Here is a 16,638-nt window from a genome sequence, read left to right as displayed (position 1 = left end):
GGGTTGTAGCTTATGAATTATTCAGTGTTGCTTGCATTCATTATATATATTGCATTGATGATAGGGACAGGATTATTTTTTTATAGTAAGGCGACGACAGTAAATGCGTATTTTTTGGGAGAAAGAAAAATTGGACCCTACATTACATCGATTTCAACACAAGCTGCCGATATGAGTGGTTGGCTATTGATGGGATTGCCGGGAGCGATTTACATTGGTGGCGCGTCAGCTGCGTGGGTTGTGATAGGGGTAGTGATAGGTACATATGTGAATTGGGTGGTGATTGCAAAGAGGCTAAGACAATATACGAGAGTGGCGGGAAACGGCGTAACATTGCCGAGCTATTTTAGATATAGATTTCAAGATGAGAAGGGATGGTTGTCGATAATATCTTCGGCATTCATTTTAGTATTCTTTTTGTTTTATACAGCTGCGGGATTTGTTGCGGGCGCAAAATTGTTGGGAACAGTCTTTGATATGAACTATTATAACAGTTTGGCATGTGTGGGGATAATCATTGTTGCATATATATTTGCGGGAGGATTTTTGGTAATATCGTGGGCAAACTGTTTTAGGGGAATATTGATAGTATTTTCGATTGCAGTGGTTGCGGTAGGAGTTGTTATGAATTTGGGAGGGTTTTCAGAATTTGTACGAGCAGCGAATGATGTGAGTCCAACCATGTTTAATATGTTTGAGACAATCGACGGAGAAGCTGTATCTGTAATAGAAATAATTACGTTGCTGGCCTGGGGGCTTGGATATTTTGGACAGCCGCATATTTTGGCGCAATTTATGGGGATTGAGTCTCCGAGTAAAATTAAAATATCGAGAAGAGTCGCAATGGTGTGGACAGTGGTGACGATGATTTCTGTAGTTGTGGTTGGTATTGCAGGCAGAGTATATTTAAAAACACCGCTAAGCGAAACAACAGCAGAATTGGTGTATGCAGAAATGGTATCAACTATGTTTCCGGGATTTTTGGGCGGAATTTTGCTATGTGCAATTTTGGCAGCAATAATGAGCACGACAGATTCGCAGCTATTTGTGAGTGCCTCAACTTTTACTTATGATGTATATAGAGTTTTTAATAAAAAAGCGACTAATGAAGATGTGTTGTGGATGGGCAGATGGGCGGTGATTATACTTGTTGCCATGGGATGCTCTATTGCATCGGATCCAGATAGAAGCGTATTGGCTTTGGTAGAATATGCTTGGGGAGGATTTGGAGCAACGTTTGGCCCGGTCATAATCTTTTCGTTATTTTATAGAAGAATGACAGCCAAAGGAGCGCTTGCGGGAATTATTTCTGGTGGATTAACGGTAACTGTTTGGGAGATAGCATCGAAAATATTTCCAAACGTTGAAATACTAAGTTTATATGAAATTATTCCAGGATTTTTAATTTCTGCTATATTAATAGTAGTAGTAAGTCGATGTGATGAAAAACCCACTTTAGAAGTTTTGCAAAAATTTGATGCGTATAAGTATTGCGACATATAATTATGAAAGAAAAAGATTCTGAACTTGCAAAATCCTGCATATGCTATGGTAAAGTAAAATAGCAAAGAGGAGGATTTTATGGACTATTCAGTTATAATTGCGTTTGTAATTTATATTGCTTTTATGGTAGCGATAGGAGGGTATTTCTATAAGAAGACTGCAACAGTAAATGATTATTTTTTGGGAGGAAGAAAGCTTGGGGCGTGGGTAACATCGATGTCGGCCCAAGCATCAGACATGAGCGGATGGTTGCTGATGGGACTTCCGGGAGCGGCGTACTTTTCGGGGCTTTCMGCAGATGGATTGCGGTAGGGCTCGGAGTGGGTACATATTTAAATTGGCTGATCATTGCGAAAAGGATTCGACAGTATACAAAAGTGGCASGGGATAGTATTACGCTACCGAGCTATTTTACGCATAGATTTAGAGATGAGAAAGGCGTCTTAAGTATGATTTGCGCCATGTTCATATTGATATTCTTCTTATTTTATACGGCATCTGGTTTTGTGGCATGTGCAAAACTGTTTTCATCGGTATTTGGGATTACTTACCATGTGTCGTTGATATTTGGAGGAGTAATAATTATTGCATATACATTTGCGGGMGGTTTTTTYGCAGTATCGTGGACAGATTTCTTTCAGGGGATATTGATGTTCTTTGCAATAATCATAGTACCGGCTGTTGCGATTTTTGAACTAGGGGGGCCGGTGGATTTTGTATCAGAGATAAATAATATAAATCCTAATATGTTCGCAGTATTTAAAAATGCGGATGGATCGACGTTATCTTTTATAGGAACAATTTCGCTATTGGCCTGGGGGCTGGGATACTGTGGTCAGCCGCATATTCTAATTAGATTTATGGGGATCTCMTCTCCTGCAGAAATCAAAAAGTCGCGAAGGATTGCAACAGTCTGGATAATCTTTGCTCTTGTCGCGGCAACTCTAATAGGAATGGTCGGAAGAGCATATTTGACTACACCTCTAGATGCGGTAACGTCYGAGACAGTATATATAGAGATGGTATCMGCTATGTTTCCGGGATTTTTTGGAGGGATATTACTATGCGCTGTGTTAGCATCGATAATGAGTACAGCAGATTCGCAGTTGTTGGTGACGGCATCTGCCATTACAGAAGATTTCTATAAATTTTTTAATAAGGATGTTTCTGAAAAGCAGTTGATGTGGATCGGGAGAGGGTCTGTAATTGTTGTGGCGATAGTGGCGTGTTCTATTGCAGCAAATCCGGAAAGTAGTGTTCTGGGACTAGTGGCATATGCGTGGGCTGGCTTTGGGGCAACATTCGGGCCGTTGGTTGTGCTCTCRCTATTTTATAGAAGGACTACGTTACGAGGAGCAATAGCGGGAGTTGTCGCAGGTGGAGTTACAACAATCGTGTGGCAACAAGTGGCATTGGCTATGAACGGTGTAGGAATTTGGGGATTATATGAAATTGTGCCAGGATTTTTGATATCGTTGGCAGTGATAGTGATAGTTAGTAACCTGGATAGGGCACCTTCTGCAGAAATTTTGGAAGAGTTTGATAGATATACGTTGTGTGAAGAATAAATTAAAAAGGGGCTGCCGTTATAATTGGGAGCCCTTTTTTTGATTAAGACTTTAATTCGAGGTATTCATCATATGTGATAACTTTATCAATGATGCCAGTTGGGGTAATTTCGATAATTCGATTAGCAACAGTTTGAATAAATTGATGATCATGAGAAGTAAATATTACGTTGCCTTTGAATGCTATTAAGCCGTTGTTTAGYGCAGTAATAGATTCGAGATCGAGATGGTTGGTAGGCTGRTCGAGTAGCAAGATATTGGAACCTTTAAGCATCATTCGAGATAGCATGCATCGAACTTTTTCGCCACCAGATAAAACATTAGCAGGCTTTTTGTTGTCTTCACCAGAAAATAGCATACGTCCTAAGAAGCCTCTCAAATAAGTTTCGGATTGATCTGAAGAATACTGACGCAACCAATCTAATAAGCTGAGGTTGGTTTCAAAAAACTCGGTATTATCTTTAGGGAAGTATGAAAAGGAAGCAGTAACGCCATATTTTACTTCACCAGTATCGGGAGTGTCTTCTTCTGCCAAAATTTTGAATAATTCTGTAATAGCAAGCTCATCTTCGCCGATAATAGCGATTTTGTCACCTTTGTTAACTCTGAAATTAATATTTTGAAGAAGCGTTTCGGCATTAACTGATTTAGAGAGATCGGTAACTGATAATATTTCGTTTCCAACTTCTCGATCCTGGGTAAAAGAGACAAAAGGATAACGCCTAGTAGAGGCMGGCATATCATCTAGCTCGATTTTGTCTAACATTTTTTTCCTGGATGTGGCTTGCTTAGACTTAGATTTATTGGCAGAAAAGCGCTTAATAAAGTCCTGTAGTTCCTTGATTTTTTCATCCTTTTTCTTGTTTTGGGCCTTAAGAAGACTTTGAAATAGCTGGCTAGAATCGTACCAAAAGTCATAGTTCCCAACATACATTTTAATTTTAGTATAGTCAATATCAACGATATGAGTACATACAGTATTTAGAAAATGCCTATCATGAGATACTACTATTACAGTACCAAAAAAGTCTAGCAAAAAGTCTTCGAGCCAATTTACAGATTGAATATCGAGGTGGTTAGTGGGCTCATCAAGAAGCAAAATATCTGGTCGACCAAATAATGCTTGAGCAAGAAGAACTTTCACTTTGTCGGCACCATTTAAATCTTTCATAAGCGAGTAATGCAAGTCGGTGCCAATTCCCAAACCTTGTAATAGCTGAGATGCTTCGGAATCGGCTTCCCATCCCCCAAGCTCTGCAAACTCCGCTTCCAACTCGGATGCTTTAATCCCGTCRTCGTCGTTAAAATCTTCCTTTGCATATAACTCGTCTTTTTCTTGCATAATTTCGAAAAGGCGTTCGTTGCCTCGGACAACGGTTTGCAAAACCTCGGAGTCATCATATTGAAAATGATCTTGCTTCAATACAGATAATCTTTCTTTAGGAGGAATAATAATTTCGCCAGTTGTGGGCTCTATATCTCCAGACAAAATTTTTAAGAAAGTGGACTTTCCAGCACCGTTTGCACCGATAACACCATAGCAATTGCCGGGTGTAAACTTTAAATTTACATCTTTAAAAAGTGTGCTTGCCCCAAATTGGAGGCTTAAATTAGTTACAGTTAGCATTGTGAATCTCCTTAAATTAATATCTTTGTAAAAATAATCTCAGTTTAGAGTTTTGTCTATAATACCAAAATTTATACAAATAATTAAAAAATAACTATTTCATGTATCCGCCTTCCATAGGAGAGGTAGCGTTTTTGGCAAATAAACTCAAGATACCAGTTGTATATTTTGGTGCTTGCGGATGCCAACTACGTTTTCGTTGATCTAATATAGCATCGACTGCTGCAGCAGAACAACGTTTCCCCGCAATTCCAACGATTTGTAAAAGTCTATTGGGAATATCGATTTCTATTAGATCGTCATATTCTATTAATGCGATAGGACCGCCTTCGGAAGCTTCGGGAGAAATATGGCCTATAACGGGGCCTTTGGATGCACCAGAAAATCTGCCATCGGTGAGCAATGCTATACTAGCAGAGAGTTCGGGATCCGATGATATTGCTTCTGTAGTATAAAACATTTCGGGCATTCCACCACCTTTGGGGCCTTCGTATCGAATGATAACAGCTTCGCCGGGATTGATAACTTTGGTTAAAATGGCGGCAATGGCTTCTTCTTCGCTATCATAAGGACGAGCTTTTAAGACAGCCTTGTGCATTTGGATAGGAACAGCAGAATGTTTAACGACGGCACCGAGCGGAGCCAAGTTACCCTTCAATATTGCAATAGCACCGTGGGCTCCAATTGGAGATGTAGCAGAATAGATAATATCTCGCTGATCAAGATTTGTATCTGCCAAATATTTAAAACATTTTTCGTAGTAGCCATTATTTTTGAGCTCGATTAAATTTTCTGCGATAGTTTTGCCGGTGATAGTCATGGCATCCAAATTGAGTAAATGCTTGATCTCTTCCATAATAGCAGGAACTCCGCCAGCATAGTAAAAGTATTGAGCAGGCCATTTGCCAGTGGGTCGAATGTTGAGTAAAAAAGGTACTTTGCGATGAATACGATCAATTTCTGTGGCATCAAATTCGATTTGAAACTCTCGAGCTATTGCAGGCAAGTGAAGTAGCGCATTAGTGGAACCCGAAATGGCAGCATGAACCATAATGGCATTTTCAAAAGATTTTTTGGTAACAATATCTCGAGGCTTTAGATTTGCTGCAGCAAGGTCAACAGCTCGTCTGCCTGCTTCAAACGCAACGTCGACCAAATCAGAACACATAGCAGGCATCAAAGCGCTTCCGGGAAGCATTAGGCCAAGTGCTTCGGCCATGACTTGCATGGTAGACGCAGTTCCCATAAAAGAGCAGGCGCCACAAGAAGGGCAAGCATTCTCTTTGTAATATTGAAATTGTTCGGCAGTAATTTCGCCGCGCTGTTCCATGGCACTATACATTCCGATTTGCTCGAGAGTAAGTAAGTTGGGACCCGCATCCATCACTCCGCCGGTTACAATGATAGCGGGAATATTTATTCTACCGATGGCCATTAGATGCGCAGGGACGCCTTTGTCACAACTGCAAACAAATACTCCGGCATCAAAAGGAGTGGCATTGGCATGGATTTCGATCAGTGCAGCTAAAATATCTCGAGAAACTAATGAATAATTTATTCCGTCGTGCCCCTGAGCTTGGCCGTCGCATATATCAGTGGCAAAGAATCGAGAAGCTTTTCCGCCATTGTTTGAAATGCCAGCGACTGCTTGGGCAACAAAAGAATCTAGATGCGCGCTGCCGGGGTGGCTATCTCCAAAGGTGCTTTCTACAATAATTTGCGGTTTAGATAGATCTGCAGTAGACCAACCCATGCCTCTGCGTAAGGGATCCATTTCTGGTGCGATCTTGCGTATTTGTTGACTAGTCATATTAGAACTCCTATCTGATATAGTTTTAAAGATTAAATATACACGTTTCGTTGATGAGATGTCAAGTATATAAACTAACTAGGAAAACAACTAAAGGGATGTTGGTTGGAGGAATAATTTATGGACATTATCTGGATAGGGCAGATAAGAAAAGAGGGCATAATACTTCGTTTGACTTTAGCGATCTGGAGACGACAGACTTTGAGGCAATAGCAGATAAAAAGAAGCTTTCGGTAAAGAGTACACTTTCAATTTTGTTGGTGCCGATTATATTAATTTTGCTAGGCAGTGTTGGGCCTTTGATATTTGCAGAAGGAAGTTTTTTATTGGGGGTTACAAAGTTTCTGGGAGATAAAAATATAGCGATGTTAATTGGCGTTATATATGCTGGAGTTGTGACTAGGGATTATATTACGAACGGGATATCTGCAGTTATGACAGCTGCAGCAGATCAAGTGGGGCTAATATTATTAATAACTGGTGCTGGAGGAGCGTATGGAAAAGTTTTACAAAGTACAGGCATTGCAGATTATATTGCAGGAACTTTGGTAGAATTTAATATTCCGATATTAGTATTATGTTTTYTAACGGCTCAAATCATACGTTGCGCTCAAGGCTCGACAACAGTGGCATTAATGACGACGGCAGCGATACTAAGTTCTACCGTTGTAGCTAGCACGGTGTCTCCAATTTTATGTGCGATAGCGATTTGYGCGGGAGGGATAGGATTATCATTGCCAAATGACTCGGGGTTTTGGGCCATAAGCCGCTTCTTTAAAATAGATGTGAAAGATACTATACGAGCTTGGACTATAGGAGGATTTATTTCTGGAGTAACGATATTGGTAATAGTATCRATTTTATCGATGTTTCAAGATGTATTGCCGGGGTTATAAAAAGTGGYCATATGTGATCGACCACTAGCAACYTAAAATACCTAAAGTGAGTTTTGAAAAACGTTGACGTATTCTACATAAAAAGCGGCTCCGTTGAGCATGGCATTTTCATCAAAATCGAAACATTCATGATGCAATGAGTAATCGTGATGAGTAGCTGTATTTCTGGATCCAATAAAAGCGTARAGRCCAGGTTTSGTTTGYAAATATTGTGAAAAGTCTTCGCCGCCAGTCATAGGAGGGTGGGATTGTAATCCAGATGCTCCGAGAATATTTGTAACAGCGATTTTWCCGAGCTCACTRCAATGAGGATCTGAAATTGTTGCAGGAATACCAAAGATGTAGTCGACTTCGCAAGTAGCTTTGTGAGCTGCAGCGATGCCAGTCGCAACACGTCCAATTATAGCAGGTAAGTCGCTTCTTAGTTGAGGATTAAATGTTCGAACGGTTCCGCTTAACTTTGCCGATTGAGATATGACATTACCGGCAGCAGTTCCGGCCTGAAAAGAGCATATACTAATGACAACAGGTTCTAGGGGATCGCACTCTCGACTAACAATGGATTGGAGCCCGGTGACAATTTGCGAACCAACATATATTGGATCTACAGTAAAGTGAGGCAGAGCACCATGACCACTTTTGCCAATAACTTTAATTTTGAGCCAGTCTGCCGCGGCGTATCGAGGGCCTGGATCAACTGAAATTTTGCCGGTATCCATATATGGAAAAATGTGTAAACCTACAAAGCAATCAACATCATCAATAAGCCCAGACTCTATAATTTGTGTCGCACCATCGATAGTTTCTTCTGCAGGCTGAAAGATAAATTTTACGGTGCAAGTCAGGAGTTCTCGATTTTCGGAAAGAACTTTTGCGGCACCGAGTAGCATAGCGATATGAGAATCATGACCACAAGCATGACTGCAACCATCGTGAACAGATTTAAACTCGAGATTTGTAGATTCCTGAATGGGCAAAGCATCGATGTCGGCGCGAAGGGCGATAACAGCAGAGCCGCCTTTTAATGTTGCGACAATCCCATTGGGGGAGACAATTTGAAATGGGATATTTAATTTGTGTAGCTCGTCTTGGATTTTTAATGAAGTTTTAAATTCTTGATTGCTAAGCTCTGGATATTTGTGAAAATGTCTTCGTAAATTTATGATATAATTCTTATTGGCATCGATTAATAGTTTGGAATTCATTTTATATTTCTCCTTAGGTAGAATTAATGAGAGTAGTTTACCATAAGAGTAGAGAGAATGAGAAGGGGGTAATTGATTTGGATAAATAAGATTTTGAAAAAAGGCTTGACAATTATTATTTTTTGTATTAAAATAGCACTCATAATTGAGATAAGCTGTTATAGCACAGATGGTAGTGCACTACATTGGTAGTGTAGAGGTCACGAGTTCGATTCTCGTTAACAGCTGAAAAAAGAAAAGAGCCCCCAAGGGCTCTTTTTTGTTTATTGATATAAAAAGGTATATTTTGGAACAAGAATATGCTTAAATACAATATGTAAATTTCTGTCAGTGGCTCTCATATAGCCTAATGTATTAAATGCTTTTTGTACCGAGGGAGGGTCTAAGGCATAGATATGAGCAATACTTTCTGGAGTATAGACTCCGCTAGTGCCCAATTGAAATTGTCTGGTTACAAGGTTTCCGATATAACTCGTGGAATTATTAAGAATTTTGAAGAAAGTTTTTTTATCTATTTCTTTAATTTCAAGTTCAGCTTGTATGCTTAAAAATTCCTCCTTAGAAATATCGAGAACTTCTATTACTTCATCGACATCAAATGGGGGCGATGTAGTTTTTAACAGCAAATCTAAATTTTGTATTTTGGGTTGTATATAATGTTTATATATTTCATAAAAATTAGTAGTTGTATCAGTGTATCTAAATTTATTCATAAATTTTAGCAAGGAAAACATTCTCTTTTAGAGTAAAAATAACTTGATCCTCACTTGCCTCTCTTTCTATATTCAATTGGTTTGAGTTTTTAATAAATTTGAAAAAAATAAAAATAATATCTTCCATAATGATTATAAACTAAAAAATTGATACATACTATATGTAATATCTGGAATAATTGTCAAGATAAATTTAATTACCTGATAAAAAAAAACTGAAATTATAACTAGATTTTAAAAAAAGTATATGCTATAATGGGAAAATGTTTAAAGAAACGAGTGTTTTTTTACTCGAAGGAGGAAATTAAAGTGAAAATAAGTTTAGAGAAATTAGAAAATTCAAAAATCTGCCTTACTGTTGAAGTGGAAAAAGATGTAGTAGATAGGGCCTTAAATAAGGCATACAGTGAAATGAAAGGCAAATTTAATGTTCCAGGATTTCGAAAAGGTAAAGTACCTCGAAACATGATCGAAAAAATGTATGGAGCACAGGTTTTCTATGATGACGCGGCTAACAATATTATAAATGGAACTTTGGATAATGCAATTAAAGAAAATAATGTTGAGGTAGTTGCGCGACTTAAATACGGTGATATTCAAGTTGTTGAAATGAATACAGAAAAATGTATTTATAAAGCAACGATAACAGTGAGACCGCAAATTATTCTGGGTGAATATAAAAATTTGGAAATAGAAGCTGAAAAACTTGATGTTACGGATGAAGAAGTCAATGAATACATTGAGCAAGAAGCTGCCAAAAATGCTCGTGAAATTAAAGTAGAAGATAGAGAAATTAGACCTCAAGATATTGTGACTATTGATTTTGAAGGTTTTGTTGATGGGGAAGCTTTTGAAAATGGTTCTGCGGAAAATCATAGATTGGTGATTGGTTCAAAATCATTTATTCCAGGTTTTGAAGATCAACTGATTGGTAAAAATGTAGGTGATGAAGTAGAAGTGAATGTAACATTCCCAGAAGACTATCATGCCGAAGACTTAAAAGGAAAGGACGCAATGTTTAAAGTTAAAATAAAGGATTTATATTATACAGAGCTTCCTGAAATTAATGATGATTTTGTTGCGGACGTTTCTGAGTTTGATACTTTAGATGAATATAAAGAAGATATTAAGAAAAATATAGCCGAAACTAAAGCAAGTAATAGAAAGAATGAAATTACTAACAAAGTGATGCAAAAGGCTGCGGAAAACGCAACGTTTGAGCTTCCTGTAGAAATGGTAGATGAAGAAATAGAAAGAAATGTTGAACAATTTGCACAAAATATGCAAAAACAAGGTATAAACTTGGATCAATATTTAGAATATACTGACATTGACCGTGACAAATTTAAAGAAAATTTTAGAGAGCAAGCTGTAACGCAACTTTCAAATACTCTTATATTAGAAGAAATAGTAAAGCAAGAAAATTTAGAAATCAATGACGAAGATTTTGAGAAAGAATTAGAGCGTAGAGCGGTTCAATATCGTATGGAAATAGATCAGTTTAAAGAAAAGATAAATGATAATTATAAAGAATCAATAAAAAATGATTTAAAAATGCAAAAAGCAATTGACTTATTGGTAGAGACTGCAAAGATTATAGAAAATGAAAATAAAAATTAGGAGGGGATTATAATGCCATCAATTCCTATGGTAGTGGAGCAAACTAATAGGGGCGAACGATCTTATGATATTTACTCTAGATTATTAAAAGACAGAATAATTTTATTATGCGATGAAGTAAACCATGTTACCAGTTCTCTAACAGTAGCACAACTGTTATTCTTAGAAGCTGAAGATCCAGATAAAGATATTATGCTATATATTAATAGTCCTGGAGGTTCAATTGTGGATGGAATGGCTATATATGATACAATGCAATATATTAAGCCAGACGTATCAACAATTTGTATGGGTATGGCAGCTAGTATGGGAGCCTTTTTATTGGCAGGAGGACAAAAAGGTAAGCGTCTAGCATTGCCAAATGCAGAGATTATGATTCATCAGCCTCTCGGAGGAACAAGAGGGCAAGCGACAGATATTCAAATTCATGCTGAGCATATAATAAGAACTAAGGCAAAAATGAATCAAATATTATCAGCAAACACTGGTCAAACTTTAGAAAAAGTGGCGTTAGATACAGAAAGAGATTACTATATGACTGCGGCAGAAGCAAAAGAATACGGTATAATAGATAGAGTAATAGAGAAACTATAGCCAACAAACTGAGAAAAGAGGTGAAGTATGGCAAAAAATGACGGATATGAGCTTAAATGCTCATTCTGTGGAAAGAGACAAGATCAAGTAAAAAAATTAATAGCTGGTCCTAATGTATATATTTGTGATGAATGTGTAGATTTGTGTGCAGATATAATCGATGATGAGTACGAAGAAGACGATGAAATAGAACTTGAGATTGCAACAAATCTTACTCCAAAAATGATTAAGGAAAAATTGGATGACTATGTAATAGGTCAAGCAGATGCAAAGAAAGCTTTGGCTGTTGCTGTATATAATCATTACAAAAGAATTAATAATGTAATAGATAAAAATGATGGAGTTGAGCTTCAAAAAAGTAATATTTTATTATTAGGACCTACTGGTTCGGGAAAAACATTTTTGGCACAAACACTTGCAAAGATGCTTAATGTTCCTTTTGCAATAGCAGATGCGACCACGCTAACAGAAGCTGGGTATGTAGGAGAAGACGTTGARAATATTTTATTAAAACTTGTTCAAGCTGCCAACTATGATATTGATCGTGCTAAAATTGGTATTATTTATATTGATGAAATAGATAAAATTACAAGAAAGTCTGAAAATCCATCAATAACTCGAGATGTGAGTGGTGAAGGGGTGCAGCAGGCTCTGCTAAAAATATTAGAGGGAACTGTTGCATCTATCCCACCTCAGGGTGGAAGAAAACATCCGCATCAAGAATTTTTGCAACTAGATACGACAAATATATTGTTTATTTGTGGTGGAGCATTTGATGGAATAGATAAAATAATTGAAAAACGCACCGGTGAAAAAACAATTGGATTCGGAGCGACAGTAGTTAGTAAAAAGGAAAAAAGTATTGGTGAGCTTTTAAAAAAATTAGAGCCACAAGATTTATTAAAATTTGGATTAATACCAGAATTTGTAGGGCGTGTTCCTGCCATTGTTACTTTAGAAAATTTGGACGAAGAAGCGCTTAGACGAATTTTAACTGAGCCTAAAAATGCAATTATTAAGCAATATGCAAAACTATTTAAATTTGATGATGTTAAATTAGAGTTTACAATAGAAGCATTAGCAAAAGTTGCAAAATTAGCAATTGATCGACAAACAGGTGCTAGAGGTCTTCGGTCAATACTAGAAAATGTTATGAGAGACATTATGTTTGAAATTCCGTCTATGAGTGATACCCTAGATAAGGTTATTATATCGGAAGCAGTTATTGATGGTGCAGAGCCGGAATTAATTTATAAAACTTCAAAGAACAAAACCTTAGGCCCAGTATAAGACACGGATTTGACGTGTCTTTTTTTTGATTAGTGTTTTAAACCTAATTTTTTAGGCAATACTCCTTGTATTGAAGGAGGAATTGTATTTATGGAAAGTCTTATAATAGGAACCCAATTAATTTTTACAGGTATAGTTGGRATATATTTGTTKACACAATTTGCAAATAATAGAGTATCCACACCTATAACATATGAAGCTGAAAATATTAAATATAGAGAATTGCAACAAATGAGAAAAATTAGTCTGAGAGAGCCGTTAACAGAAAAAATGCGTCCTAGAAGTGAAGAAGATATAGTAGGGCAAGATGATGCGTTGTTGGCATTAAAAGCGGCCTTATGTTCGAAAAATCCACAACATATAATTATTTATGGAAGTCCCGGAGTTGGAAAAACTGCAGCATCGAGAATTGCATTGGATATTGCGAAAGCGCAGCCAAATTCACCGTTTACTAGAGATGCAAAGTTTGTAGAAATAGATGCAACGACTCTTAGATTTGATGAAAAAAGTGTAGCAGATCCATTGATTGGTTCAGTTCATGACCCCATATATCAAGGTGCCGGTAATTATGGAAGTGCGGGAATACCAAATCCAAAAGAAGGAGCTGTTACAAAAGCACATGGGGGAGTATTATTTATTGATGAAATAGGTGAGTTACATTCTATTCAAATGAATAAGTTATTGAAAGTATTAGAAGATAGAAAAGTTAATTTTGATAGTATTTATTATAATGAAAAGGATAAGAATATTCCTAGACATATACACGATATTTTTCAAAATGGATTGCCAGCAGATTTTAGACTGATAGGAGCAACTACAAGAGATAAAAGTGAAATTCCCCCTGCGTTGCGTTCGAGATGTATAGAGATTTCATTTCAAGATTTAAAGTATGCTCATATAGTGGAAATAATTAGAAGAATAATAGCTAGAGAATATATTAGGGTAGAAAATGGTGTAGCAGAAACAATTGCAGAACATGTAAATAATGGACGGGATGCGATATCAATTTTGCAAATGGCGATGAATAAGGTGGCACTGTCAAATCAAGAAAGTGTTACCAAAAAAGATGTGGAGTGGGTTATTAAATCTGGTGGATATGTCTCTTTGAGACCTAAACAAATACAAAGTAGAATGCAAATTGGAAAAGTTAATGGACTGTATGTAACAGAGAATGGCAGTAGTGGAATACTACTTATTCAATGTATAATGCAAAAAGTGGAAAAAGGTAGAGGAAGTATAAAAATTTCAGGGATAGTAGAAGAAGAAGAAATTCAAAAAAGTAACAGTTCTGTAAAGCGAACAAGTATGGCAAAATCTTCTTTGGATACTGTACTTACTATTTTTAAAACCATGTTTGATATACCCATAGAAGATTATTATATTCATCTTACTTTTCCTAACAGTACTCCAACTGATGGTTCTTCTGCTGGGATAGCTATATTTTGTGTTATATACTCTGTGCTTTTTAAAAAACCGATAAATTCGAATATTGTTTTTACAGGAGAGTTGACAATATACGGAGAAGTATATCCGGTGGGAGGAGTCAGTAACAAAATACAAGCGGCAATAGATGCGGGAGCAAAAAAAATATTTATCCCAGAAGAAAACATTAGTACACTTTATAATGACTATGATATAGATATATATCCTGTTAATAATATACAAGAAATAATAGAAGAAATATTTTCTATGCCGGTATTAGAAAAGTTAATTAAATTTGAACAAAGGATGAATTAAATGAATATTACAAAATCAGAATTAATTATAACTGCAGGAAATAAGAAACAATTTCCGGATAACAATCAGATAGAAATTGCATTTGCTGGAAAGTCCAATGTTGGAAAATCGTCTCTTATAAATGTATTAATAAATAGGAAAGCACTTGCCAGAACAAGTTCAACGCCTGGAAAAACACAAACAATAAATTTTTATAATATACAAGATAAATTTAACTTTGTAGATTTGCCAGGATATGGATATGCAAAAGTATCCAAAACTTTGAGAGAAAGCTGGGGTAAATTTATAGAGGATTATCTGGGTAAGAGATCTTCTCTTAAGCAAGTTGTTTTATTGATAGATATTCGACATGCTCCTTCAGAAAATGACAAATTGATGTATAACTGGATTTCTTTTTTTCATGATAATGTATTGGTTGTTGCAACAAAAGTAGATAAAATCAAAAGAAGTCAAATTGCGAAACATATATCTATAATTAAAAGTGTATTGCAATTAAGAACTACTGACAGAATAATTCCCTTTTCAGCTGCAACGAAAGTAGGTAAAGAAGAAATTTGGGAATTACTTGATAGTATTGAAGAAATGGAGTAGCTAATGAAAAATAATGAAGATATTTATTTACAATCTGGAAAACTTAATTTAAATTATTTGGATAGTACTCACCGAAAAAAGATGAGTGTTAAGCGYGATTCAGAGAAGGTTGAATATGAGAGACCATATCTTGATGATTCGATTAAAAATTTATTGGAAACTATGAGTGAATATGTAAGAGAAGAAAATTTAAGTTTGAGTAAGGAAAAAGAGAATATAAGTACACAAGAGCAAACTTTAAGAGAGCATATAGAGAAAAAAAAGGCAATTAAGTTAGTAGATATATCATCTTCAAAAACTGCTCCTCAAAGTGAGCAAAAACAAGAATCTAGAAATAAAGAAGAAATAGAAGCTATAGAGCTTAAAAATAAAGTGAAAAAATCTAAAGCATCAAGAAATAAAGAAAAAAAAGATATAGAATTTGAAAATAAGATAGAGAAATCTAAAATATCCGAAAATGAAGATATAGAATTTGAAAATAAGATGGAGAAATCTAAAGCATCAAAAAATAAAGAGAAAGAAGATATAGAACTTAAAAATAAGGTGGAGAAACTTAAAGTATCCAAAAATAAAGAAAAAGAAGATATAGAACTTAAAAATAAGGTGGAGAAACCTAAAGCATCCAAAAATAAAGAAAAAGAAGATATAGAACTTAAAAATAAGGTGGAGAAACCTAAAGCATCCAAAAATAAAGAAAAAGAAGATATAGAACTTAAAAATAAGGTGGAGAAACTTAAAGTATCCAAAAATAAAGAAAAAGAAGATATAGAACTTAAAAATAAGGTGGAGAAACTTAAAGTATCCAAAAATAAAGAAAAAGAAAATATAAAATTTGAAAATAAAGTGACAAAATCTAAAACATCCAAAAATAAAGAAAAAGAAGATACAGAAGTTGAAAATAAAAAAGTACCATTTGTATTATTTGGTAGAGAAATATTGCAAAATGTAGTTAATGACAAAGGTGAATTAATTGCTAGGGTTGGTGATTTGATTAATGAAGAATTATTAAATATAGCAATTAATAGTGATTGTATTATACAATTGTTATTAAAGACTTACCCTACTTGATTATATATGCTATAATTACATAGCTTAGAGAAAAGGAGGAACAAATGCGTATTCGCTTAATGATATCAATTTTATATTTAATTTTAGGTATTATGTCAGTCTATACTAATGTAATAATATTTTTTATTCCGTTGTTAACGTTACCATTGATAAGATTTCATGTAGGGACTAAACTTTCAAGAGAATATATTTTGTTGGATATTGTAATTGCTTTTATTATGTATTTTGCGTCAAATTCAGTACTAAACTGTGTAATATATATTACGTTGATAATCCTGCCAGCGTATAGTATAATAAAAGAGCAGGAGAAAGAATCAATAAATTATCCGAAATTAATATTTTTAACAGGGACGATTATTTGGGGTGGATTGTTAGTTCAGGGTGAATTAATGAAATACTATGGATATAGCTATTAT

The 16,638-nt window shown here is 35.7% G+C and carries 15 protein-coding genes and 1 tRNA gene; 12 read left to right on the top strand and 4 right to left on the bottom strand.

Annotated features, from left to right (window positions below):
- Positions 1 to 12: 12 nt before the first annotated feature.
- From putP to EPU_RS12255, 3 genes are all read left to right on the top strand, one after another.
- A complete protein-coding gene (gene putP, locus EPU_RS09875) occupies positions 13 to 1,503 on the top strand; it encodes a sodium/proline symporter PutP (RefSeq protein WP_010168943.1) in 1,491 nt (496 codons plus the stop codon).
- Positions 1,504 to 1,581: 78 nt separating this feature from the next.
- Entirely contained in the window at positions 1,582 to 1,815 is a 234-nt protein-coding gene (locus EPU_RS14490) for a sodium:solute symporter family transporter (RefSeq protein WP_330360223.1), read from the top strand.
- Positions 1,749 to 3,071, top strand: coding sequence for a sodium/proline symporter (locus EPU_RS12255; protein ID WP_330360222.1), 1,323 nt, complete (start codon positions 1,749 to 1,751; stop codon positions 3,069 to 3,071). The genes EPU_RS14490 and EPU_RS12255 overlap by 67 nt, the downstream gene beginning before the upstream one ends.
- A gap of 43 nt (positions 3,072 to 3,114) precedes the next feature.
- Here EPU_RS12255 and EPU_RS09865 read toward each other — a convergent pair whose 3' ends face one another.
- Together EPU_RS09865 and ilvD are read right to left on the bottom strand one after the other, a co-directional pair.
- The gene (locus tag EPU_RS09865; protein ID WP_029488337.1) at positions 3,115 to 4,698 is read right to left on the bottom strand and encodes an ABC-F family ATP-binding cassette domain-containing protein; all 1,584 of its coding nucleotides are present in this window, start codon (positions 4,696 to 4,698) and stop codon (positions 3,115 to 3,117) included.
- Positions 4,699 to 4,792: 94 nt separating this feature from the next.
- Positions 4,793 to 6,508: a dihydroxy-acid dehydratase gene (ilvD, locus tag EPU_RS09860; protein ID WP_010168939.1), complete on the bottom strand. Its 1,716-nt coding sequence runs from the start codon at positions 6,506 to 6,508 to the stop codon at positions 4,793 to 4,795.
- 98 nt (positions 6,509 to 6,606) lie between these two features.
- Here ilvD and EPU_RS12250 point away from each other — a divergent pair, with 98 nt between their 5' ends.
- Positions 6,607 to 7,404 carry a GntP family permease gene (locus EPU_RS12250; RefSeq protein WP_052296506.1) on the top strand — a complete coding sequence of 266 codons (798 nt, stop codon included), beginning with the start codon at positions 6,607 to 6,609 and terminating at the stop codon, positions 7,402 to 7,404.
- 41 nt (positions 7,405 to 7,445) lie between these two features.
- Here the strand turns inward: EPU_RS12250 and EPU_RS09850 are convergent, their stop codons facing one another.
- Positions 7,446 to 8,609 (bottom strand): M20 metallopeptidase family protein, encoded by a 1,164-nt coding sequence (locus EPU_RS09850; protein ID WP_029488336.1) that lies wholly within the window; start codon positions 8,607 to 8,609, stop codon positions 7,446 to 7,448.
- Positions 8,610 to 8,763: 154 nt separating this feature from the next.
- On the opposite strand from EPU_RS09850, the gene EPU_RS09845 reads away from it, so the two are divergent.
- Positions 8,764 to 8,836, top strand: a tRNA-Thr gene (locus tag EPU_RS09845).
- 36 nt (positions 8,837 to 8,872) lie between these two features.
- Here the strand turns inward: EPU_RS09845 and EPU_RS09840 are convergent.
- Positions 8,873 to 9,334, bottom strand: coding sequence for a hypothetical protein (locus tag EPU_RS09840; RefSeq protein WP_010168935.1), 462 nt, complete (start codon positions 9,332 to 9,334; stop codon positions 8,873 to 8,875).
- Positions 9,335 to 9,631: 297 nt separating this feature from the next.
- On the opposite strand from EPU_RS09840, the gene tig reads away from it, so the two are divergent.
- The 7 genes from tig to EPU_RS12245 form a co-directional block, all read left to right on the top strand.
- A complete protein-coding gene (gene tig / locus EPU_RS09835; RefSeq protein WP_010168932.1) occupies positions 9,632 to 10,942 on the top strand; it encodes a trigger factor in 1,311 nt (436 codons plus the stop codon).
- 12 nt (positions 10,943 to 10,954) lie between these two features.
- Complete coding sequence (clpP, locus tag EPU_RS09830; protein WP_010168931.1) at positions 10,955 to 11,536, top strand: ATP-dependent Clp endopeptidase proteolytic subunit ClpP; 582 nt, start codon at positions 10,955 to 10,957, stop codon at positions 11,534 to 11,536.
- Positions 11,537 to 11,563: 27 nt separating this feature from the next.
- A complete protein-coding gene (gene clpX / locus EPU_RS09825; RefSeq protein WP_029488335.1) occupies positions 11,564 to 12,826 on the top strand; it encodes an ATP-dependent Clp protease ATP-binding subunit ClpX in 1,263 nt (420 codons plus the stop codon).
- A 90-nt stretch (positions 12,827 to 12,916) separates the two neighbouring features.
- Complete coding sequence (locus tag EPU_RS09820; RefSeq protein ID WP_010168928.1) at positions 12,917 to 14,563, top strand: S16 family serine protease; 1,647 nt, start codon at positions 12,917 to 12,919, stop codon at positions 14,561 to 14,563.
- A complete protein-coding gene (gene yihA, locus EPU_RS09815) occupies positions 14,564 to 15,154 on the top strand; it encodes a ribosome biogenesis GTP-binding protein YihA/YsxC (protein WP_010168927.1) in 591 nt (196 codons plus the stop codon). It begins immediately after the preceding gene.
- Between the two features lie 3 nt (positions 15,155 to 15,157).
- The gene (locus EPU_RS09810; RefSeq protein WP_010168926.1) at positions 15,158 to 16,222 is read left to right on the top strand and encodes a hypothetical protein; all 1,065 of its coding nucleotides are present in this window, start codon (positions 15,158 to 15,160) and stop codon (positions 16,220 to 16,222) included.
- A 44-nt stretch (positions 16,223 to 16,266) separates the two neighbouring features.
- A partial coding sequence (locus EPU_RS12245) for a hypothetical protein (RefSeq protein WP_010168924.1) occupies positions 16,267 to 16,638 on the top strand: 372 nt, incomplete at its 3' end.

This window comes from Candidatus Epulonipiscium viviparus (genome assembly GCF_000171335.1).
GTDB classification, from domain to species: domain Bacteria; phylum Bacillota; class Clostridia; order Lachnospirales; family Cellulosilyticaceae; genus Epulonipiscioides; species Epulonipiscioides viviparus.
This window is presented reverse-complemented; position numbering and strand designations above follow the sequence as displayed.